The following is a 20,938-nucleotide window of genomic DNA, read 5'->3' as shown; positions in this document are numbered from 1 at the left end:
TCTGGTGCAAACTTTAGCGCAGCTTGAATCATATTTCCTGGAAGCTTGGAAGAATGTTTACAGCGCTTGGGATAACGACTCTTCTAAGCGGATTCTGCGGCTGAATTTCATCCCTTGGCCTGGTCTGTCTGACGCAACGGAACAAACCATTAAACAGCGAGGAATTGTCCAATGAATGATAATCCACGTCAGAATGTACCTGATTAATCTTTATTCATTGCGATCGCACTTTTTCCGCAACTTCTCAAAACTCTGGCATAATCATACATGGTTGCACCATCAAAACTGATGTGCTAATTCCTATGTCTTAATACATTCCCTCTAATCCAATCTCACCCTCTGCCAATTTCAAAATGTTAAGTAAAATTAATAATTATTTAAAAATAGTTAGCAATTTTCTGGAATTATTCGTCCAAGCTAATTAAAAGGTTTACGCCAACTAGATATTTTAATAGAATAATCTCATCAAAAGATTCGCAGAAATATAAATGGACTGGATTACACTACTGCGATCGCTACAGTCTGATTTTATTAAAAGGTTAGCATCTGGTTGTCTGCTTCATTGTGAAACAGAAGGTCAATATAGTGAATTAACTATAATTTCTGGAGAGAGATTAAAGGCACTACGGGAATTTTGCTGGCAGATGGCTGAGAAATATAAGCGTGTTTTACCAGTCCGCGATGTTTTTATTAGCTATCTTAAAGGGAAGTTGGGTGAGGAAGTTGTTAAAGAACGTTTAGCTGATTTTATTACCGAAGTCGATTATGAAAAGCGATTTGGCGGCGATGGTAATATAGATTTTACCTTGACTTCTGACCCATCTATTGGTATAGAGGTAAAATCTCGTCATGGTCATATTGATAGAGTTAGATGGTCAATTAGTTCTGAAGAAGTTGAAAAAAATGCAGTTGTAGTTTGCATTTTGATTCAAGAGGATGTAAGTGAAGCCCAATCTGAGTATCACCTTTTTTTGGCTGGCTTTCTCCCAACCCGGATGATTAAATTGAAGACTGGTAAAATTTCATTTGGGATAGAACAATTACTGTATGGTGGTGGTTTATGGTGCTATCTAGAACAGTTACAATCTTCTTTAAATAATTATTCTCAGCGACAACCACCAATTTACAAACATTTCCCGAAACAGGGATTTTCATCTAAGCCAACTAATAATCAGTTAATCAAATCTACTTTTCAACCGGAATATAGTGATGAAGATTTCAATATATTTTACGCAAGATTGGGCGATGAATGTTTTGAAAAAGGAGAATATAAAAATGCGATCGCTAACTATACTCAAGCTTTAAAAGTTAAATATAGCGATGTTGGATTATATTATAAGCGAGGTTTAGCTGAATATCAAGTAGGAGATTATGAAGCAGCGATCGCAGATTATTCTCAAGCAATCCAGATAAATCTTCATGATGCTAAATCTTACAATAAACGAGGTTTAGCTCTCTATCAGTTGGGGCGATTAGAGGAAGCGATTAATGATTATACCCAAGCCATTAGAATTAATCCTAATGTTGCCGTAACTTATAAAAATCGGGCTGAAGCTCGCTCTCATGTTGGAGATAACCAAGGAGCAATTGAGGATTATACCCAAGCTATTAAAATTAATCCTCATTATGCTGATGCTTATAAAAACCGTGGAATTACTCGTTATTTATTAGGCTCTCAGCCAGAATTTTCTCAAGCAATCAAGATTAATCCTCAAGATGCCATAGCTTATAAAAAACGTGGTAACGCTCGTTCAGATTTAGGAGATTTGGAAGGTGCAATTGAAGATTATACTCAAGCAATCCAAATTAATTCTAGTTATGCTGATGCCTATTACAACCGTGGTAATACTCGTTCAGATTTAGGAGATTTGGAGGGTGCAATTGAAGATTATACTCAAGCAATCCAGATTAATTCTAGTTATGCTGATGCTTATTATAATCGTGGCAATATTCGTTTAGAAATCGCAGATAAAGAGGGAGCCATTGAAGATTTTAAAAAAGCGGCAGACACCTATCGTAAAGAAGGTAAACTAGAAGCACTCAAAGATACACGAGAAATCATATTAGATTTAGAGATAGAAGAATCATTAGATATTTTAAACTTTTAGATAAATACTATATAAACTAACCTCCAAAGTGTGTTTACCATCTTGCTGATTTTAGTTGATTGTTGATAAAAAGTCTGCTTGTATTCCAAATGTACTGGTATTGAATATCTCTAACTTAATAAATGAAGGAACAGTCATAAATATAACTTTGCTAATACTCGATACTTATGTACTTGGTATATGTCCTGTCCATTGTAGGCGGTTTTTCGATTTAGCACTCTTCATTATTTTTGGCCATACTCCCATAAACGCCTTATTTCATCTCTCAGCAGGGTAAGATATTTAACCCTTGAAGAGTATTGACATATTATATAATTTTGAGAATTCATCTTGCATATTCTGAAAAAACGTTATAAATTATTAGATAATAGGGGAATAATCTAACTTAATTAGTGTCAAAAACTAATTATGCTCAAGTAAATACACTGTAACCAGTTTTAACTTCACACAATTCCTAAACAACACTGGAAATATGTTTTTGTTTAGTAAAATAAAGATTCTGCACAGACAACGGAACAATAAATAATCTAGAAATATATTTTATATGACTGTTTTTAAAGATCATATTACTACTTGCGGTGGAAAACAACAACTATAATTCACCAAAATAGTAATAGATTACAAACAATTAACTAACAATAAAGTTGCATAGATATCAGTAAGTTTATTTATTGTTAGTCGATGATTTTTTCTCCAAGTTATATTTGCTATTCCAAGAATCATTTTTGTTATGCTGAGAATGGCAAAAATAATAAATGAAGACGCATCTACCACAAATTCACAATCCTTACGGAGTTATTCTGGCGATGCACCTAAACGAATTGGAAACTATTGAGAATTTAAAAGAAGTGGAAGAAGCATGGGTAGCACTAGAAAAATCAATTCTCTATTATCAAGGTCGCCCTGTTGGGACAGTAGCCGCTTATGATGCCTCTGTAGAAGCGCTCAATTACGATCAGTGCTTTGTCCGAGATTTTGTTTCTTCTGCTTTAATTTTTCTACTAAAAGGTAGAACCGATATTGTTCGTAATTTCTTAGAAGAAACTTTAAAGTTACAGCCTAAAGAAAAGGCATTAGATGCCTATAAGCCAGGACGAGGATTAATACCAGCTAGCTTTAAAGTGGTATCAGACAATGGGCAAGAATATTTAGAAGCAGACTTTGGCGAACATGCGATCGCTAGAGTTACACCTGTAGATTCTTGCTTATGGTGGATCATTTTATTGCGCGCTTATATAGTCGCCACAGAAGATTTTTCCCTTGCCTATCAGCCTGAATTCCAAAATGGTATCAGGTTAATCATGGAAATCTGTTTGGCAAATCGTTTTGATATGTATCCAACGCTGTTGGTTCCAGATGGCGCTTGTATGATTGACCGTCGTATGGGCATTTATGGGCATCCTTTAGAATTGCAAGTCCTCTTTTACACAGCATTGCGTGCATCTCGCGAACTGCTAATTTGTCAAGGTAATTCCGATATTGTTGAAGCCATTGATAACCGATTGCCTCTTTTATGTGCTCATATTCGCCAGCATTATTGGATAGATATTAATCGTCTGAATGCAATTTATCGCTTCAAAAGTGAAGAATATGGCAAGGCTGCTGTTAATCTGTTCAACATATATGTAGATTCTCTTCCCTATTATGAATTAGATAAGTGGCTACCAAAAAAAGGTGGTTATCTAGCGGGTAATGTTGGCCCGTCGCAGCTAGATACTCGCTTCTTTTCACTCGGAAATTTAATGGCAATTATTTCCGACTTAGCGACAGAAGAACAGTCACAAGCGATTATGACTTTAATTGAAGAACGATGGGATGATTTGGTAGGAGATATGCCAATGAAAATTTGTTTCCCAGCTTTGGAACATGAAGAATACAGAATTGTGACTGGATGTGACCCCAAAAATATACCTTGGTCGTATCATAATGCTGGTAGTTGGCCAGTTTTAATGTGGATGTTGGCGGCGGCGGCTATAAAAACTAATAGAAAAAATCTTGCACAAAAGGCTATTGAAACTGCTCAAGGACGCCTTAGTACAGATGAATGGCCAGAATATTACGATGGGAAAAAAGGGCGACTAATTGGGAAACAAGCTAGGAAATATCAAACTTGGACAATAACTGGGTTTTTATTAGCAAAAGAACTGATAGCTAACCCTGCTTCTTTACCATTAATCATCTTTGGAAAATTACCAGCAGAACAGGTTTCTAGAGCGTGTGAGCTTGAAATTGCTACTGTAGACCCGTATATGCAATAATTCATAATTTCTAATTCGTCATTCGTAATTAAAGATAGTTATAAACGGGGATTTAGACCCGGATTGTAACGAAACCACCTATAAATAAGGGGCAATTCAACCTGATAATTACGAATTACGAATTACGAATTAGTAAAGAGTTGGGAGTTAGAATACAAAAGCCTCTTGACTCCTGAATCGTGTTTTCATGACAAACCCCCGTCAATTAGCTTTTATCACCCTACGAGATGTTCATAAGGGGGCTTATGCTGATGTTGCCCTAGATAGAGTGTTGCAAAAAGTCAGTTTGCCTGATAGCGATCGCCGCTTACTGACAGAATTGGTTTATGGGAGCGTCAGAAGGCAACGCACCCTCGATACTCTTATTGATCAACTCGCTAAAAAGAAATCTCATCAACAACCACCAGACCTCCGCACCATCTTACATCTGGGCTTTTACCAACTGCGTTATCAAGAGCGTATTCCCGCCTCAGCTGCTGTTAATACCACAGTCCAACTCGCTAAAGAAAACGGTTTTTCTGGACTTACAGGTTTTGTTAATGGTCTATTACGCCAGTATCTCAGAAAAGCAGGGGGAACAAACGAGCAGGAGGGCAGAGGGGCAGAGGAGAAAGATTCTTTGTTACTTCCCCAGTCCCCAATTCCCAGTTCCCAGTCCCCAATTCCCCATTTCGATCCGTTAGAACTTCCAGAAAATCCTGTGGAACGCTTGGGCATTTTACATAGTTTTCCTGACTGGATTGTTCAAGTTTGGTTAGAACAATTGGGTTTAGCCGACACAGAAAAACTGTGTGAATGGATGAACCAATCACCAACAATTGACTTACGCATCAACCCACTTCGCACTTCCATCAAGGAAGTTGAGGCGGCTTTGCAATCTGTTGGTGTTTTGGTAAGACGGATTCCTCATTTACCCCAAGCTTTACGATTTATTGGTAATACTGGGTCAATTCAAAAACTACCGGGTTTTAAAGAAGGTTGGTGGACTGTACAAGATGCTAGCGCTCAATTGGTAGGTCATTTGCTTGACCCCCAACCAGGTGAAGTGGTAATTGATGTCTGTGCAGCGCCAGGGGGAAAAACAACCCACATCGCCGAGTTAATGGCAGATAAAGGAAAAATTTGGGCTTGCGATCGCACTCCTTCTCGTCTTCGCAAACTCCAAGAAAATTCCAAACGGCTGAATTTACAATCTATTCAAATTTGCACTGGCGACAGCCGCCACCTCAACCAATTTCAAAACACCGCAGATCGGGTATTACTTGATGCTCCATGTTCTGGTTTGGGAACCATGCACCGTCATGCTGATGCGCGTTGGCGACAGACACCAGCATCTGTCCAAGAACTTTCGGTATTGCAACGAGAGTTAATAACACATACATCAACTTTTGTCAAACCTGGTGGGGTATTAGTTTATGCCACCTGTACATTGCATCCAGCGGAAAATGAAGAAATAATTTCGGCGTTTTTAGCTGAGTCACCTGATTGGCAAATTGAGTCTGACAGTGGCGTTGAGTTACCTGATTTTACTGATAGTACACCTCAAGGTTGGTTTAAACTTTGGCCCCATCGACAGGACATAGATGGTTTTTTTATGGTGCGCTTAAGAAAAAACAATAATTCCGAATGAATACTGTTTGGGATTGTACGATTTGGTAGAGGCCTGAATCTACCAGAGGAGGCAGCAATGGTTCCCCCTGACAATGTGAAAAATTTAGTTAAAATTCTGATTGGAGCAGCCTGGATCGATGGCAGAATCCAGCCAGAAGAAAGGCAATATCTCCGCGAAATAGCTCAAGCCAAAGGTTTAGCTAACGACCCAGAAATTAAGCCTTGGTTGTACGAATTAGTTCCTGTACAGCCAAAAGAATGCTACGACTGGGTGCGGGAGTATTTAGGCGATCGCCCTAGTCTTGAAGACTGTGAAAATTTGATTGAAGCCATCAGTGGCTTAATTTATAGCGATGGTGAAGTTGCCGTCGAAGAAGCCAGACTCCTGACGCAATTGCAGGACATAGCGAAGCCGAATGAGTCAACTCAATCAGCTCCTACTACGCTTCTCAAACAAATTCAAAAGCTCTATCGCCGTTGGGTTGAAGTGCAAAACTAACATTGAGTCATAAGCTGATCAAAGAGGACGCGGTGAAAAAATTCACCGCGTCCTCTTCATCCTCATCTCCCCGGAAACGTCCGCACGTCTTTGGGTGGTTTTTATAGCTATTTACCGAATAAGGAAACGCATTAACAAGCCGTTACAGCCAGATAAATCTCTCAGGTCTTGGTTAGTCACACACAACTATGTTAATAGGATAAATCAGGCTAAAACCTTCTTCTCTCCTGCCTTCTGCCAACTATAAATATTTACACCGTTTTACTTACTTTCAGACATTCTTTAAGAAACTGCTGGGGAATTTCTCTACTTTCTCCCCAATGCAGATGAACATAAGAAGCATAAATATTTGCAGGAAAACCCCATCCTTCGCATCCCATATTTTCCTCGCAATCATAGCGAGAAGTTTTAAATAGGGGCCAAGTGGGAGTTAAAGTTAAATGGGAACGATGAAACTCATGTCCGTAAACAGTTGTATTTGCCTTAACTAACAAATTATCTTGCAAAGCTACAGCACGACGATAGCCCAAAGTTAAACGTCCACCCATCACGGCAGATGTTGGTAGCACTCCCGCCATTGACCAAGATTTACCCTCAAAATCGATAATTTGCTCGCACAAGTACATCAATCCTCCGCATTCGGCCACTGTAGGCATTCCTTTAAGTATTGCCGTTTTCACTGCATCACGAACGCTAGAGTTTTCTGCTAATTGCTGGGCAAAAACTTCTGGGAAACCACCGCCAAAATATATTCCCTGGATATCTTTTGGTATACCAGCATCTTCTAAGGGACTCCAGAAAACCAATTCTGCACCAAGCTGTTGCAGCAAATCGAGATTGTCTTGGTAATAAAAATTAAAAGCGCGATCGCGGGCTACTGCAATCCTAACTGGGAATGACGAAGATAAGGAGGATGAAGTAGAAAAAGAAAAGGATTCTGATTTTAACAAAGGTAATAAGCGTTGCCAATCGAAGCAAGTATCTCCTAAATCAGCGAGGCGATCAATTAAAGCATTGAGTTCGGGAAGTTCGGCTGTGGGTACTAAACCCAAGTGGCGATCGGGAATTGTGATGTTATCTTGACGGCGCATTACGCCGAGAATAGGTAATTGTAAGGGTTCTAGGGAATCTTTGAGGAGAGAAAGGTGGCGATCGCTGCCGACGCGATTTAATATTACCCCAGCTATTTTAATTCGGGGATCAAAAGATTTATAGCCGTGAGCGATCGCAGCTACAGAACCAGATAAACGACTGCAATCAATCACCAACACCACAGGCAAATCTAACAGCCGCGCGATGTGTGCCGTACTTGCAAAATCAGTGGGGGATTGGGCATGGGGCATTGGGCATTGGGCATTGTTCTCCTCCTCTGCTCCTCTGCCCGTCTGCTCCCCTGCTCCCTCCTCACTCCCTTTCACTCCATCAAACAACCCCATTACCCCTTCCACGAGGGTATATTCACTCAGTTGACTATGACGGGCAAAACATTGCTGAATGTAGGCTTCGGAAGTCAATACTGGGTCTAAATTGCGACAAGCACGACCAGTTACGTGTTGATGAAACATCGGATCGATGTAGTCTGGCCCTACCTTAAAAGATTGCACCTGGCGATCGCGACGGCGTAAAGATGCTAAAAGGGTGAGTGTGACTGTTGTCTTACCCACCCCACTACGTTCCCCAGCAATGACTAAAGCCATAAATGAAACAAATTAGGTTTTTATGCTGCAACTATTTCGATTCTTGGCTGTGTGTCTATCATCACTTTTTGCAAAAGCAGATGCACCAGTTTCTCCAACCGACTAACTCAAACTTATACCAATTAGAAACAATAAAACCAGCCAATTAGGAGAGTTAGGCTAAAAAAGTCTAATAGTATAGTTGGAAATTAGGTAATAGTCAGATAACAATCAGCTACCAAAAGAGGAAGTTGTATGATAGTTGTGCATCATCTTAACAACTCGCGATCGCAGCGTGTGCTGTGGCTGCTTGAAGAATTAGGTATAGAATACGAGATCAAGTTCTATGAACGCGATGCCAAGACGATGATGGCACCAGAATCGCTGCGCCAAATCCATCCCCTCGGTAAGTCACCAGTAATCACAGATGCAGATTTGACGATTGCTGAGTCGGGTGCAATTATCGAATACATAGTCGATCGCTACGGTAATGGTCGGCTAGTCCCAGCAGTCGGTACGCCAGAGCATCTACGCTACAAGTATTGGCTGCATTACGCCGAAGGCTCTGCAATGCTACCGTTGGTGATGCAGGTGATATTGAACAATTTTGGAGCAGGGGACAGCAGCGTGGTTAGCGGATTCGTTGCGCCCCAGATCAAACTTCACTTTGACTATATAGAAGATGAACTCCGTAAAAATACGTGGTTTACGGGCAATGAATTTACTGCCGCCGATATCCAAATGAGCTTTCCTCTAGAAATAGTCGATACGCTCTCCGAAGGGGTCAAGAACCGACCAAAGCTTAAAGAATTTGTCGAGCGCATTCATGAGCGACCTGCTTACAAACTCGCCCTGGAGCGTGGAGGCAAATACGACCTATCCTTTCAATAGACTTCTTGCAAAAGTCCCTAACACCCCGTAGGCATACCCCGTCGTGCGTAGCTTTGGCGGGGTGGGGTTCTTCGAGTTAAATTAAGTACAGGACTTACGCACGGGTAACGGAAAAACGAACCGTATACGCTTATGGAGAAGCAATACCAATTTGAAAAAAGAATGCGACAGATACACATCTCCAAAACCTTGTCCTGTCTGGATTCTTAATTTTGAATTTTGAATTTTGAATTTTGAATTGGTATAAGCTATGCGTCTGTGTTTCCCCTTGGGAGAAGGACGCATAGACACAATGTGGCTTCCCATTCGCGTAGCGTCTTTGAAGGACAAGGGTAGGACACGTTCGCGCAGCGTCTAACAGAAAAGAAATACAGCAGTTTGCAACTAAATGAGGTACATAATCAAGGATTTACAAATCAAATGATTCTTCTCCCTCCTGCCTTCTCCCTCCTGCCTCCTGCCTCAAAACCAGTGACTTTGTACCTCATGTACAAGAAAACTGCTGTAAGAGTCTTATATCGTGTTCAGTGAAAGACTTATGATTAAGACCGCAGTTCTTGTTCTTAGCAGGGAGCAGGGGGAAAGAGGGTTTTCCGATTTCTGCATAGATTACGGTAATTATAACTAATCAACCAAACTTGATATTAGAGAGTTTTTACGTAAGTCATAAAGTAATCAAGCAGACATAATGTAATTCATAATTAATCAATATCAGTGTGAGTAATCAGAAGTGGAAATACAAAGTTTTTCACAACTAATAATTTTTGGTTCTTTTATCGGATTAGTTGCTTGGACTATTACCAATCAGGTTGGACAAACTCAACTTAAAGTTAAAAGTCCTGAAGATTGGTTGCTTGATGGTACAGGATTAACGATTCAAGGAATTTTGATTCCATTACTACAAGCTAGTTTAGTTTATTGGCTTTATCAATATTTATTACCCACTCAACAAGGATATTTAAAAGTATCATTCATTCCAACTTTTATTATCAGTTTTGTTGTGGTTGATTATTTATATTATTGGAATCATCGGTTATTACATACTAAATTGTTCTGGAAGGTTCATCAAGTCCATCATACTGTTACTCAGATGGATGTATTAGGAACTTCCCGAAATACACTCTGGACAAGTTTGCTAATTGTTTATTTATGGATACACACTTTGTTTTTGTATCTGTTAGCCGACCCCACAGGTTATGTTCTTGGAGTAAGTCTAACTTCTGCCTTGGATTTATGGCGACATAGCCACTTGATAATTCCTGTAAATACCAAGCTTTATCAATTTTTGTCTCCTTGGTTAATCTTACCACAAGATCATGCTTGGCATCATTGCCGTGAAATCCACAATCATAATTATGGAGCTAATCTGAAAATTTGGGATAAGTTACATGGAACATATTATGAAAGCAACAATATGCCATCTATAATCGGAATTCCTAGCTCATTAAACTTGTTCCAAAAACTTTTATTTCCTTTTTAATGACAGTTATAAGTAAAATTCTTTTATTTTTTCCTACTATCCTATTAATCATAACAGGTGCAACAATAGTCTACCTCGCCTATTCACCCAACATCTTCAGCATTCTGGCGGTGTTTCTTTCTATTTATGGGCTACCAGTGCTAGTTTACCGCTTGCATGAATGGGTTTATCCTGTGCGGGAGGGTATTAGTTATCTACAAGGTAAAGAATATAGTCCCTGGTGGGGTAGTCATCAAATCCAGGTAATTTATATTACTATTCCCGCCTTAGAAGCACTGCTAAGACTGATTCCGGGGGTATTTTCCTGTTGGTTGCGATTGTGGGGTGCTAAAGTAGGGCGAGATGTTTACTGGACACCAGGTTTAGAAATTGCCGATCGCAGTTTGTTAGAAATTGGCGATCGCGTCGTTATCGGGCATCGTACTGGTATCTATTCTCATATCATTAAACCCCGCAAACAAAATTTAATGTTGTATGTCAAAAAAGTCAAGATTGGCAGCAATGTTTTTGTCGGAGCCGGATCTCATCTTGCTCCTGGTGTAGTTATTGGCGATGGTTCTTATTTACCAGCAGCCACCAACCTTTATCCTAATCAAAAGGTATAATAATGCGTCCGATTATTCAGCTTTTTGGGCAAATCCTCGCACCAACGGCGAGGCGATTTCATCAAGCTTTGGATAACCCAGAATTAATGCAGACATCTGTAAAAAGGGAGATTTGCGATCGCCTAATCAACAGTGAGTATGGTAAAACTTTGGGGATTCATTCTATAGACGATTGGCAGCGTGTACCAATCGTAGATTATGATGCACTCGAACCCTACTTAAATCACAAACAGCAGCAAATTTACCTGACACCAGAACCGATTTTGTTCTATGAAAAAACCTCTGGTAGTAGTGGGGCGGTAAAATGGATTCCTTATACTCAATCTTTGCGGCGATCGTTTAATCAGATGTTTTGTGTATGGGCGCATGATTTGATTGTACATGGCCCAAAATTTAACACAGGCAAGATTTATGCTTGTATCTCGCCGCAGTTAAATATAGCTGATAGCCAAGCTTTACAGAACGATTTAGATTACTTAGATGGCTGGTTGCGTTGGTTTTTACGTCCTTGGTTGGTGATGCCAAAGAAACTTAATCAGTTGGATGATGCGAACTTATTTAAACATCAACTAGCTTTGGCATTATTAGAGGCTGAAAAACTAGAAATTATTTCTATTTGGAGTCCGAGCTTTCTGCAAGTACATTTAAAATATATTCAAGAAAATCAGGATTTATTGCAAGAAGAATTACACAATCGAATTTCATCTAATCGGCTGCAACTCCTCAGCGAAAGTAATATTCCCTGGATGCAACTCTGGCCAAATTTAAAGCTGATTTCTTGCTGGGATAGTGCCAATGCAGCAGATCAAGCTCAAGGATTGCGTTCTGCTTTTAGCAGCAGCGCCTCGCTATCGCAATTTCCAGGTGTCTTAATTCAAGGTAAAGGACTACTAGCAACCGAAGCCCCAATGACGATTCCGTTGATTGTTGCTGGGGGATGTGTGCCGATTCTTGATGAAGTTTTTTTCGAGTTCGAGGATGAAATTGGTTCCCTGTACGGTTTACATCAACTCAGCATTGGCAAGGAATACACGATTATTGTATCGCAGAAAGGGGGTTTGTATCGTTATCGAATTGGCGATCGCATCCGGGTAACTCATTACTATCGCCGCACTCCTTGTTTAGAATTTCTCGGACGACATCAAGCCATTAGCGATTTAGTGGGCGAAAAGTTGCAAGAAACCTTTGTCAATAATGCTCTGACTCTCTTGAATTTGCAAGGAACTAATTTTAAAAGCTTGATGCCGATTGCCGATCCTCCACACTATATTCTATTATTAGATTCGGCAAAAGAAACCCCAGAAATTATTGCTCAACAACTGGATTTGGCTCTATCAGAATCATATCATTACAAGAGAGCGCGAACCATCGGTCAACTCGCACCACCACAAGTTTTAATCTCTAGTAAAATTCCTGAAATATTAGTTTTCCATCGTATCCGCACTGGAAGTATTTGGGGAGGTATTAAGCATCAAATTTTGGCAACATCACCCATTAACACTGAACTTCTCCAAAAATTGAAATTTGATTAAATATTTAGCGTGATTCTAATTTAGCAACTCGCTCCTCTAATTTATTAACTTGTTGCTTCAATTCAATCACCAAAGTTGCAAGCCGATCAAACATCGGATCTTGCTGTGATAAGTTCCCTCTAGAACCAGTTGACTGTCGTGGGGTAAGTCTTGTTCTTGAGGATGGAGACTGACTGGTTCTACCTAGCTGAGACTCTAGCTGATTTAACCGCGACTCAACACGATTTAAGTCCGCTTCTAAGTTATTGATGCGGGACTCTACTTGCTGTGATGAGGCAGTTGTAGAAAAAAAACTGCCCCAGATAATTGTTACTAAAATCCCGGCGATTATTAGCACCTTGATTTTTTTCATATTAATAGCTGACTTGTTAGAACAGTCTATCTAACCAAACTTGATTGGGATAGTTACAGACTTTTAGTCTGTGACTATTTCATCTTTTATCCGGTTGTAAGTTAGAAAATAAACTCTGCCAATCGATATATTTGACAGCATTTTCTCCCTGTTTAAGCTCAAATGTAACGTTAGATGCTGTTTTTATTTTTAACGCTTGCACACACAATTCTGCTACATCCTCACGGCTGATTTTGCCTCTAATATTGTCACCTTGCTCAAATATTAATTCCTTACCACCTATGTCTTCAGTTAAAGCACAAGGTCTAATAATTGTATAAGGAATTCCGCTTTCTCTTAAACTATCTTCTCCCTTCAACTTCCAAGTTAAAATTCCTCCCAATTGGTCATTTAATTTCACTGCTGGGGGTTCTTCATCTAAATTGATGCCAGGGCGGCCGGGACGAGTCACACCTGCTGAACTCACAAGGATAAATTGGGGTAAAGTCGTCCCCCCATAAGCTTTAATTGATTCCAACTGCAAAGCAAAACCACCTGGGGAAAATTTCGGATTTAAAGCGCCATCATGTTCAAATTTGCTCAACATCAGCTGGAATGAGCAAATTCTATTTTCTTCAAGTGGCGGTGCATCTTTAACAAGTTTTGCCCGAAATACGGGAATTAAATCTGCAAAGGGAATGTGAATATCTATCCAAGTATTAGCTACAGTATCGAAAGAATAGCTATAGCCAATACCATCCCATTTTGTATCTGTCCGTAGAAATATTTTATAACGCTGACCGTCACCTTTGACACGCAATTTTATACCTTCGTAACTAGATAAGTTGAAGGGTGGATCAAAATTCTTAGTTCTGATAGAAGCAAATCCGCCAGAGTTAGCAGTGGAGACATTACCCGCAAATAAAGCTGTATTTTCTACTAATTGGATATTACTGGCACTCACACCACCCATGACGACATCATCCAACGCTCCCCAGTTATCTTTTAATTCTGCTGATGGCTTGGTGAAATCAAATATTAGTTTTTCCTTCGCTTGGGGTAGATATTTTGCTGCGGCTTCGACTAAATTTTTGACTCCTTGATATTCTACATTTTCAGGAGTATCACCAACAATTTCTGGCTGGTAAAATTTAACACCTTGATAATATTTAGCTCTATCTGCTGTGTCTCCCTCAACTGGTTGTACGCGTACTGCTGTGCAACAAATTACAGCTTGGATATCAGACAAAACTAAAGAAGTTAAAGTTTCTGGTTGCGTGATATCCGCAACTATTAAATCTATATCATTACCAAGAATTGACCGCGCTTTGTCAATGTCCCGAACTAAGGCGCGAACTTTATAACCTTGTTGGAGCGATCGCTGCACGACTCGTTTACCGACACCACCTGTTGCACCTGCTACTAATATTACACCCATATTTCTTCCCCCATTGGGTTTATATTGATTATCCTTAGGACGACCTTGGATTAACTGCTGTACCCAGTTAAAAAAAGGAATCACCTCAAAGTAAGTCAGGGTTTCGATAAACCTGCCTAAATCCCATTGAGAACGATTTTTGTCAGTCATATTTGCGTCCTCATAACTCTCTTTACTCTAACAATTTTAGGCAAGTGGCGAGTAATGTAGTTTAATTACTTCAAAAGCGCTGTGGCTAATGCTAAATTCGGGTTTTTGAGATGGTGAGGGAGCGATCGCAACTATTTAAAATTCAGTGCGAGAAATCACTTCTCATAGCGACACGATTAATAAGTTGCAAGCTTGGCTACGAACTAAAAGTATGCAAAAAAAGCGGCAATGGATTTTTTAAAAGCTGCAAAGTATACTAAAAACTAAAACCTGATTCAGCAATGAATACAGGCTTTTGATATTTGTTATTAAATTTTTGCACAAAGAAGTTTAGTTTACAGGAATTTTCAGGTAAATAGACCACGCGGTAGGGGTGCAAGGCCTTGCGCCCCTACAAAAGATGTTACTGAATAGCGAATCCTTCTGGTCTGATTGCATCTTCCAAATCAACGCCCATCAGATTAGCTCCCTGGATGTTTGCATTTGTTAGATTTGTATCTTCCAAATCTGCGTTTTGTAGGTTAGCGGTTTGCAAATTTGCTCCCAAGAGATTGGCTTTCTCTAGGTCTGCATCAAAAAGGTTTGCTCCTACCAGGTTTGCTCCCCAAAGGTTTACCTTGCCTAAATCTGCTCCTTGAAAGTTAACCCTTTGTAAGTTTGTTTGCTGCAAGTTAGCTCTTTCTAAGTCTGCATTTTGTAAGTTAGCATCCTCCAAGTTTGCTGCTTGCAGATTTACGTCCTTTAACATTGCCCCAGCTAGGTTACAGCCTACACATTCATTGGTTTGTAATAAATGTCTAACGTTTTCTGCTACAGATACTATTGGCGGTACAACTGGAGATATTACTGGTGGTGTTACAGGCTCCATTGGCAATTCAACTGGAGCTAGTTCAGATTCTGTAGGTATGTATGGTGTTAGTGTTTGCGCTCTAGCGCTGGGCTGGATAAGCAGAGTAAATCCCGCGACAACTACTAGAAATACTGCTGTTACGAGCCACTGAGTTAATTTTTTAGAGTTTGATTGATTCATTAGTTCCTTCATAATCTGATTCCTATTGGTGGGCTTGCTTTTATAAGAGCCATCGATAATGTGCTTACTTCTCACTTTAAATATCTTGATTGATAAAAGCAAATATTATTGTTATTTACATTGATAAATTTAAGTGATTAAAAATTTATAGATGGGAAACATCGCTGATTTTTTTGCTGATATCAGGGACATAGCACCCATCAAAAATTGCGGTGTCATACCTAATTTCCAAGCATTGCCAGACTAGGTAAAAGTCGATATGTTTCACTTTTAATTAAGATAGAGAGTCCCAAGTAAATTAAGACAAAGGGGAAGATTTTTCGACCGTAGCGAGTTAAAACAGGAGTTATCAGAGGATTACGAGTCAGGTTGTAAGAGAGTAAGCACCACGCCCCAACAGTGCAATAGCAAACACAAACAATTACGCCCAAACTTGGAAGATTGCTACTAGCAAACAACGGTACATAAATTCCAATGTTGTTTCCTCCATTGGCAATAGTGACAGCAGAAACGCGGTAGGTTTGAGGATCGCGGATGGTTGCTAATAGTGATTTCTTTTGGCGTCCAGATTTTACAGGAGAGTTTAAGTCAAGTGATACCGCTTGCACTGTCTCTCCTTCCTCTTCTCGACTGATGAAATTACTGATACCAATGGCGATGGGAAGCAAACCCAGCAAACCAATCCAAGTGCTGGGAATAATCAGACCGCCGAAGAAGCCAGGGAGGCTAGCACATACTAAGGTAGTAAATCCCAGAAATTCACCAAGAACAATATGCTTAGGACGAAAGCTACGATTGACTTTTCCGAAGAAAGCCGTTAAATATAAGTTGTCGTCAAAGGTAGTTGCAAAAGCGACAGAGATTCCAATCAATAATGTACTAATTAGCCAGGTCATAATTGTTGCTCTCAGTAATTCAATGCTGTTTGTCTTAGTCCTCTCTGCTTCTCAATGTGAGGGCAGATTAGGAGATTTTGTGACTGTTTTCCTAACGACACCGATCGATATTCATTATTAATCAGCCAATTCCCCAATTTTTAGAGGCGATGCCTACGTCGGTAAACTACGCTTTTAATCAAATTGGTGATTTTTTTCTCAGCAAGGTACCTTGGGAGCTCATGGAGTCAATATTATGGCTTTCAGCCAAATAAGAGCAAATACTCTTGTTTTTTAAAATGATAAATAAAAGTGATTGACAATTTGACTATATGTTTTGGGCTTTCTACCCATTAACACCGATCGCAAGAAAAGGAAAAGAAAAAACTTTCAACCTTTTCCCGAAACTAAATTCTGAGTTCAAAATGCCCAAAGCGAGTAGTATTGAATACTGAGCTATTGTTTGAGAAACTTCTATGCATAGTTTACCGCCGTAGGCATCGCTCTTATTGACCACACCCATTGTCAGATGGTAAAGCCTGGGATATTCTTGACGGCTAGCATTCAACATCGGTAATATGACTAATCGCCCTCTGACTTCAGTTTTGAGATGTTCAGTAATGTTGGATTTTTAACTTGTAATTATGCTAACCAGTGTTGACCGTTTATTATTTGTCCGGCGAGTCCCGATTTTTAAGGAATTGCGGGATGATTTTATTGTACGGCTCACTTCAGTGATGAACGAATTGTCATTCCCAGCTAATTACACGATTTTTCGACAGGGAGAAGAAGGGCGATCGCTCTATATTGTCGTATCCGGTCGAGTTAAAGTTCACATTGGGAATAAACAGTTAGCACAGGTGGAACAGGGAAAATATTTTGGTGAGATGGCAGTATTCGATACTCAACCTCGATCCGCCAGTGCAACCACTTTGGAGCCTTGTGAATTTTTAGAACTGACGCAAGAGCAACTATACGATGCGATCGAAGAAACTCCCGAAATTGCGGTGAATATCATTCGCGAGTTATCCCGTCTAATTCGCAGATTGAACGACGATATGAATGTAACCTCTTTGCAGAGTTAATAGACAATTGTAGAGACGCAGCAGTGCTACGTCTCTACAAGGGTTTTAGATAATGTAAATGTGGTTCAAAATAAATGAAAACTGCTGTAAGTTTGATTATTAAACTCAGCACTGATCACTGCTTATTACTTAGGTTCACCCACACCTGGAGTTTCTTCTTTATCAACTTTAGGCACAAAATCAGGACGTTCTTTGCTTTCCCAACCTGCGGGGCGTTTCGAGTTGTACCAAGCTATTGAGCCAATGCTAACAGCAGCAACAAAACCAACGACATACACCAAGGTAAAAGCAACAGGAAAATGAGGAGCAGCATCTATAGCTGGTGCTGCTGCTTGCATAAATAATAAATTCATGAGTATATTCTCCACAGTTAGCTAACACTATTGAACAAGCTATAAGATGAGCGTATCACCTAACATCCCTCTGTAGTTTAGTTTGAGCAACTTCATATTGCATAAAAAAGGTAGAGGTGCAAGGTAAGTAGCTGATATATGTAGGTTTGTTGTACCTGTCAGCCTGTCCGTCCTGCTTCTTCTTCAGCATTTATATCTTTGCCATGCAGACTCGATTATTTCAGCAATGATTTTTAGTTAAACTGACGGCTCCGACACTAGCTGAGACAGAAAGCAATATCTCCGATGGGCTACGCCTACGCACCTTTGGTTGGTGTCAGGAGCGATCGCGCCTAGCGTCATGCTGTTGCGAAGAATAGGCATTTTACTAATATGTTTGTCAAAACTGTAAGATGTCCTCAAAAGGCTTGATTTTTCCTTACTGAACACGATTTTTTTGATTTTGTTGTAGCAAATTCTCAACCATGAACAAAATAAGCGTTTTCAGACTATCTTGCAATAAATTACACATATTTCGGTGCAATGCCGATAACCTATTCTGGCTTTATCCACCCCTTGACAATAGCTTTGCCTACATTGATATAAGGATTGCTTAAAAACTCTTCAATTGCAGCTTCACTACCTCCTTGTAATGCACTAAGTACACGACTTTTAAGAGTGGGAGCAGTTTTCTCATTAACATAAGCTACTTTTTCAGCATCAGTAGCAGTAGGATTGCTCTGTTCCAATTGCTTAAGGAGGTTTTGGATTTCAGATGCGGCTTCAGCAAGAGTCTGCCTGTGTTCTTGTGAATTGATATGCAGAGTAGAGTTCTGTGAACCCTTAACCTTTCCTGCCATGTTGGCAATGTTAATGTTTGAATTAGGAGCAAAGAATTGTGGAGTACTAGACATAACTTCCTTAATTAAATCTAAGATAAACTGAAAGAATGGCTCATTGTAACGTTTTTCCAATTCTGAATGTAGCTGATGTTTCTGTTTCCCTTCTTGTTTTGTCTGTTCAAACTCCTGCTCAATCTTACCCTTATCGGTGTTTTTGGGGACTCGGATTGTAACTAGAACATTATTATCACCTATCATCTTGATTTCTGTTAAGGCATTGCGTATGCCTGGATTTTGCTTAACCAAATGTGAGAAGGCATCTTCTAAAGCTTGTCGATCATCGTTCTTACTTATAGGTAAGTAAATTACATTATCTTTTCGATAAAAATTCTCGAAATATCCAGGCTCAAAATTGTTTGGTTGGGGAGGGGAGCGACGCCAACCACTCATATTACCAGGTAATTTTTCCAGATATATATATTCGCATATCACCTCATTTAAGATTGTTGTTTGATCAGTAGTCCAATTGTCTATACAAGCTCCAGTTAAGCTAGCTCCAGTTAAATCTGCATTATTTAGTTTTGCTTGTGTTAGGTCTGCTTCCAGCAAAATAGCGTAGCGCAGATTCGCATGATTAAGATTTGCCCCACTAAAGTTAGTGCATGATAATGTTGCCTTTTCTAAATAAATACCTTCGAGATTCAGACCGTCAAATTTTCTGTCTTTTGTTTTTTCTCCCACAACTAATGTTGTGGCTAACTGTCGAATTTTTGGGTATTTGAGATAGTTATTACCAGTATAAGTAAATTCTAGATGTTTAACGCCTTTCCATCGGGTTCTTATAACTTTTGCACCTTTGAAGTTTGCGCCCTTAAGTGTTGCTGAAGCAAAAATAGCGTCAGTTATATCTGCCTCATTGAAGAGAGTTCCTTTGTAAGTAACAAACCAAATGTAAATTTTCCAAAGCCAATAAAAAACTTTTTTATCTTCAGCAATAGCAGATCCAGAGAACCAACAACCAATAGGTGCGCCAATGAGCGCTCCAAACACTCCTGCAAGCAATGCGCCGTTGGTCTTATTAGACAAAACAATAGATTGGAAGTATGTTTTACGAAATACAAGCTCTTCAAGAGGTTTGAGAGTTTCTGTAAATATAATCAGCCCTATGAGAACTACAAGTAAAAATAATAGTGGTAATGTAGCTGAAAGAATACTGCTAAGATCATCTTCAAAATCATTCATTACCATTGTTATTGCCGCACCAAACAGCGTCATTATAATTGCAATGATTCCCAGAATTACATGTATAATTGTTGCATAATTGGGAGCAGAGATAATTAGAAGTGTGCGTATAGCTACGGTAATAACAACTGACACAAGTCCAGTAAGCATTAAAAATAAAAAAGAAGGTCTTCGATGGGAGCCACGAAGAAAGTGTAGTGAGAATGTACTGATGATCGCTGCTGGAAATGCTGAAAATAAGCATAATATAAATGAAAAGAGAAATACAATCAAACGCCAATAGAGACTTAGACCTGCTTTCGCTTCAGTAAAGTTGGCGTTTTGAAGTACAGCTTCAGTAAAGTCTGTTCCTTGAATCTTAGCATTAGTAAAATCTACTTCATCTAATGAGGTGTCGGTCTCTACTGATATACTTGAGACATAGTTGAACTTTGCTCCTCGAAGATTTGCTCCGCAAAAATTCGCTCCTCGAATTTTTGCACTACTAAAATCTACTCCCTGAAGGTTTGCATCAGAGAAGTTTGATCCTTGAATATCCTGACCAATAAAAAACTTTTTTCCTCTTAAATCCTGTCCACTATAGTTTTGGTTCCTGAAAGGTTTCTTAGGTGAATTTTTATAATTCATAGTGAATATGTACTCCATAGAGATTTAAATATCTTTTAATTTATTATAAATTATTCTATTTTATTTACTAAATAAGCTTAATCTAGGTAATCTAGACTTAAATTTATATGTGTAATATATAGGTTTAAAACTTTATCTAAATTCTTGATAAAAATCTACTTTAGATGAGTACTAAAAGTCTATAAACTGTACATTCTCTCATTTTTAATCTGCAAGATTCAATTAAGCTCCATAGTACTTGTAATCCAGGTATTCTATTGATTCAAGCATTTTTCTCTAGCATAGAGTTTTTGCCATTTTATGATTTATGCTACCTCTGTGCCTTA

19 protein-coding genes are annotated in these 20,938 nt (G+C 39.3%); 10 read left to right on the top strand and 9 right to left on the bottom strand.

The window, feature by feature from the left end; all coding sequences use genetic code 11:
• Positions 1 to 4: 4 nt before the first annotated feature.
• From V7K79_RS08615 to V7K79_RS08595, 5 genes are all read left to right on the top strand, one after another.
• The gene (locus V7K79_RS08615; RefSeq protein ID WP_335046589.1) at positions 5 to 175 is read left to right on the top strand and encodes a hypothetical protein; all 171 of its coding nucleotides are present in this window, start codon (positions 5 to 7) and stop codon (positions 173 to 175) included.
• 313 nt (positions 176 to 488) lie between these two features.
• Positions 489 to 2,108 (top strand): tetratricopeptide repeat protein, encoded by a 1,620-nt coding sequence (locus V7K79_RS08610; protein WP_335046587.1) that lies wholly within the window; start codon positions 489 to 491, stop codon positions 2,106 to 2,108.
• Between the two features lie 806 nt (positions 2,109 to 2,914).
• Positions 2,915 to 4,366 (top strand): glycoside hydrolase 100 family protein, encoded by a 1,452-nt coding sequence (locus V7K79_RS08605; protein ID WP_335046627.1) that lies wholly within the window; start codon positions 2,915 to 2,917, stop codon positions 4,364 to 4,366.
• A 187-nt stretch (positions 4,367 to 4,553) separates the two neighbouring features.
• A complete protein-coding gene (locus V7K79_RS08600) occupies positions 4,554 to 5,996 on the top strand; it encodes a 16S rRNA (cytosine(967)-C(5))-methyltransferase (RefSeq protein ID WP_335046586.1) in 1,443 nt (480 codons plus the stop codon).
• A gap of 57 nt (positions 5,997 to 6,053) precedes the next feature.
• Positions 6,054 to 6,476 (top strand): tellurite resistance TerB family protein, encoded by a 423-nt coding sequence (locus V7K79_RS08595; protein ID WP_335046584.1) that lies wholly within the window; start codon positions 6,054 to 6,056, stop codon positions 6,474 to 6,476.
• Positions 6,477 to 6,727: 251 nt separating this feature from the next.
• Here the strand turns inward: V7K79_RS08595 and V7K79_RS08590 are convergent, their stop codons facing one another.
• Positions 6,728 to 8,173 (bottom strand): cobyrinate a,c-diamide synthase, encoded by a 1,446-nt coding sequence (locus V7K79_RS08590; protein WP_335046582.1) that lies wholly within the window; start codon positions 8,171 to 8,173, stop codon positions 6,728 to 6,730.
• A gap of 234 nt (positions 8,174 to 8,407) precedes the next feature.
• Between V7K79_RS08590 and V7K79_RS08585 the strand changes: the two genes are divergently transcribed.
• The 4 genes from V7K79_RS08585 (at position 8,408) to V7K79_RS08570 (ending at position 12,660) form a co-directional block, all read left to right on the top strand.
• Entirely contained in the window at positions 8,408 to 9,043 is a 636-nt protein-coding gene (locus V7K79_RS08585) for a glutathione S-transferase family protein (protein WP_335046580.1), read from the top strand.
• Positions 9,044 to 9,773: 730 nt separating this feature from the next.
• On the top strand, positions 9,774 to 10,523 hold the full coding sequence (locus V7K79_RS08580; protein WP_335046578.1) for a sterol desaturase family protein: 750 nt from the start codon (positions 9,774 to 9,776) through the stop codon (positions 10,521 to 10,523).
• Positions 10,523 to 11,128 (top strand): DapH/DapD/GlmU-related protein, encoded by a 606-nt coding sequence (locus V7K79_RS08575; RefSeq protein ID WP_335046576.1) that lies wholly within the window; start codon positions 10,523 to 10,525, stop codon positions 11,126 to 11,128. The genes V7K79_RS08580 and V7K79_RS08575 overlap by 1 nt, the downstream gene beginning before the upstream one ends.
• Positions 11,129 to 11,130: 2 nt before the next feature.
• Complete coding sequence (locus V7K79_RS08570; protein WP_335046574.1) at positions 11,131 to 12,660, top strand: GH3 family domain-containing protein; 1,530 nt, start codon at positions 11,131 to 11,133, stop codon at positions 12,658 to 12,660.
• Positions 12,661 to 12,664: 4 nt separating this feature from the next.
• Here the strand turns inward: V7K79_RS08570 and V7K79_RS08565 are convergent, their stop codons facing one another.
• The 5 genes from V7K79_RS08565 to V7K79_RS08545 form a co-directional block, all read right to left on the bottom strand.
• Positions 12,665 to 13,012, bottom strand: a complete 348-nt coding sequence (locus V7K79_RS08565; protein ID WP_335046573.1) for a hypothetical protein — start codon at positions 13,010 to 13,012, stop codon at positions 12,665 to 12,667.
• Between the two features lie 79 nt (positions 13,013 to 13,091).
• Positions 13,092 to 14,579 carry a CIA30 family protein gene (locus V7K79_RS08560; RefSeq protein ID WP_335046571.1) on the bottom strand — a complete coding sequence of 496 codons (1,488 nt, stop codon included), beginning with the start codon at positions 14,577 to 14,579 and terminating at the stop codon, positions 13,092 to 13,094.
• A gap of 403 nt (positions 14,580 to 14,982) precedes the next feature.
• Positions 14,983 to 15,609, bottom strand: a complete 627-nt coding sequence (locus V7K79_RS08555) for a pentapeptide repeat-containing protein (protein WP_335046625.1) — start codon at positions 15,607 to 15,609, stop codon at positions 14,983 to 14,985.
• Positions 15,610 to 15,830: 221 nt separating this feature from the next.
• A complete protein-coding gene (locus V7K79_RS08550; RefSeq protein ID WP_335046569.1) occupies positions 15,831 to 16,505 on the bottom strand; it encodes a cadmium resistance transporter in 675 nt (224 codons plus the stop codon).
• A gap of 325 nt (positions 16,506 to 16,830) precedes the next feature.
• Complete coding sequence (locus V7K79_RS08545; RefSeq protein WP_335046567.1) at positions 16,831 to 17,055, bottom strand: hypothetical protein; 225 nt, start codon at positions 17,053 to 17,055, stop codon at positions 16,831 to 16,833.
• Between the two features lie 73 nt (positions 17,056 to 17,128).
• On the opposite strand from V7K79_RS08545, the gene V7K79_RS08540 reads away from it, so the two are divergent.
• Positions 17,129 to 17,569, top strand: a complete 441-nt coding sequence (locus tag V7K79_RS08540; protein ID WP_335046565.1) for a Crp/Fnr family transcriptional regulator — start codon at positions 17,129 to 17,131, stop codon at positions 17,567 to 17,569.
• Positions 17,570 to 17,694: 125 nt separating this feature from the next.
• Here the strand turns inward: V7K79_RS08540 and psb35 are convergent, their stop codons facing one another.
• The 3 genes from psb35 to V7K79_RS08525 form a co-directional block, all read right to left on the bottom strand.
• Entirely contained in the window at positions 17,695 to 17,922 is a 228-nt protein-coding gene (gene psb35 / locus V7K79_RS08535) for a photosystem II assembly protein Psb35 (protein WP_335046563.1), read from the bottom strand.
• A gap of 237 nt (positions 17,923 to 18,159) precedes the next feature.
• Entirely contained in the window at positions 18,160 to 18,285 is a 126-nt protein-coding gene (locus V7K79_RS08530) for a hypothetical protein (protein WP_335046561.1), read from the bottom strand.
• A 170-nt stretch (positions 18,286 to 18,455) separates the two neighbouring features.
• Complete coding sequence (locus V7K79_RS08525) at positions 18,456 to 20,612, bottom strand: pentapeptide repeat-containing protein (RefSeq protein ID WP_335046559.1); 2,157 nt, start codon at positions 20,610 to 20,612, stop codon at positions 18,456 to 18,458.
• Positions 20,613 to 20,938 lie beyond the last annotated feature (326 nt).

This window comes from Nostoc sp., from assembly GCF_036917575.1.
Classification (GTDB): domain Bacteria; phylum Cyanobacteriota; class Cyanobacteriia; order Cyanobacteriales; family Nostocaceae; genus Nostoc.
Note: the sequence above shows the minus strand (reverse complement) of the source record. Positions and strands in the feature narration are given on the sequence as shown.

Coding starts and splice junctions, on each gene's coding strand:
- V7K79_RS08525 (WP_335046559.1), bottom strand. CDS start 20,612: ATGAATTATAAAAATTCACCTAAGAAACCTTTCAGGAACCAAAACTAT.
- V7K79_RS08565 (WP_335046573.1), bottom strand. CDS start 13,012: ATGAAAAAAATCAAGGTGCTAATAATCGCCGGGATTTTAGTAACAATT.
- V7K79_RS08595 (WP_335046584.1), top strand. CDS start 6,054: ATGGTTCCCCCTGACAATGTGAAAAATTTAGTTAAAATTCTGATTGGA.
- psb35 (WP_335046563.1), bottom strand. CDS start 17,922: ATGAATTTATTATTTATGCAAGCAGCAGCACCAGCTATAGATGCTGCT.
- V7K79_RS08530 (WP_335046561.1), bottom strand. CDS start 18,285: ATGCCTATTCTTCGCAACAGCATGACGCTAGGCGCGATCGCTCCTGAC.
- V7K79_RS08605 (WP_335046627.1), top strand. CDS start 2,915: ATGCACCTAAACGAATTGGAAACTATTGAGAATTTAAAAGAAGTGGAA.
- V7K79_RS08600 (WP_335046586.1), top strand. CDS start 4,554: ATGACAAACCCCCGTCAATTAGCTTTTATCACCCTACGAGATGTTCAT.
- V7K79_RS08540 (WP_335046565.1), top strand. CDS start 17,129: ATGCTAACCAGTGTTGACCGTTTATTATTTGTCCGGCGAGTCCCGATT.
- V7K79_RS08570 (WP_335046574.1), top strand. CDS start 11,131: ATGCGTCCGATTATTCAGCTTTTTGGGCAAATCCTCGCACCAACGGCG.
- V7K79_RS08575 (WP_335046576.1), top strand. CDS start 10,523: ATGACAGTTATAAGTAAAATTCTTTTATTTTTTCCTACTATCCTATTA.
- V7K79_RS08590 (WP_335046582.1), bottom strand. CDS start 8,173: ATGGCTTTAGTCATTGCTGGGGAACGTAGTGGGGTGGGTAAGACAACA.
- V7K79_RS08550 (WP_335046569.1), bottom strand. CDS start 16,505: ATGACCTGGCTAATTAGTACATTATTGATTGGAATCTCTGTCGCTTTT.
- V7K79_RS08585 (WP_335046580.1), top strand. CDS start 8,408: ATGATAGTTGTGCATCATCTTAACAACTCGCGATCGCAGCGTGTGCTG.
- V7K79_RS08610 (WP_335046587.1), top strand. CDS start 489: ATGGACTGGATTACACTACTGCGATCGCTACAGTCTGATTTTATTAAA.
- V7K79_RS08545 (WP_335046567.1), bottom strand. CDS start 17,055: ATGTTGAATGCTAGCCGTCAAGAATATCCCAGGCTTTACCATCTGACA.
- V7K79_RS08560 (WP_335046571.1), bottom strand. CDS start 14,579: ATGACTGACAAAAATCGTTCTCAATGGGATTTAGGCAGGTTTATCGAA.
- V7K79_RS08555 (WP_335046625.1), bottom strand. CDS start 15,609: ATGAATCAATCAAACTCTAAAAAATTAACTCAGTGGCTCGTAACAGCA.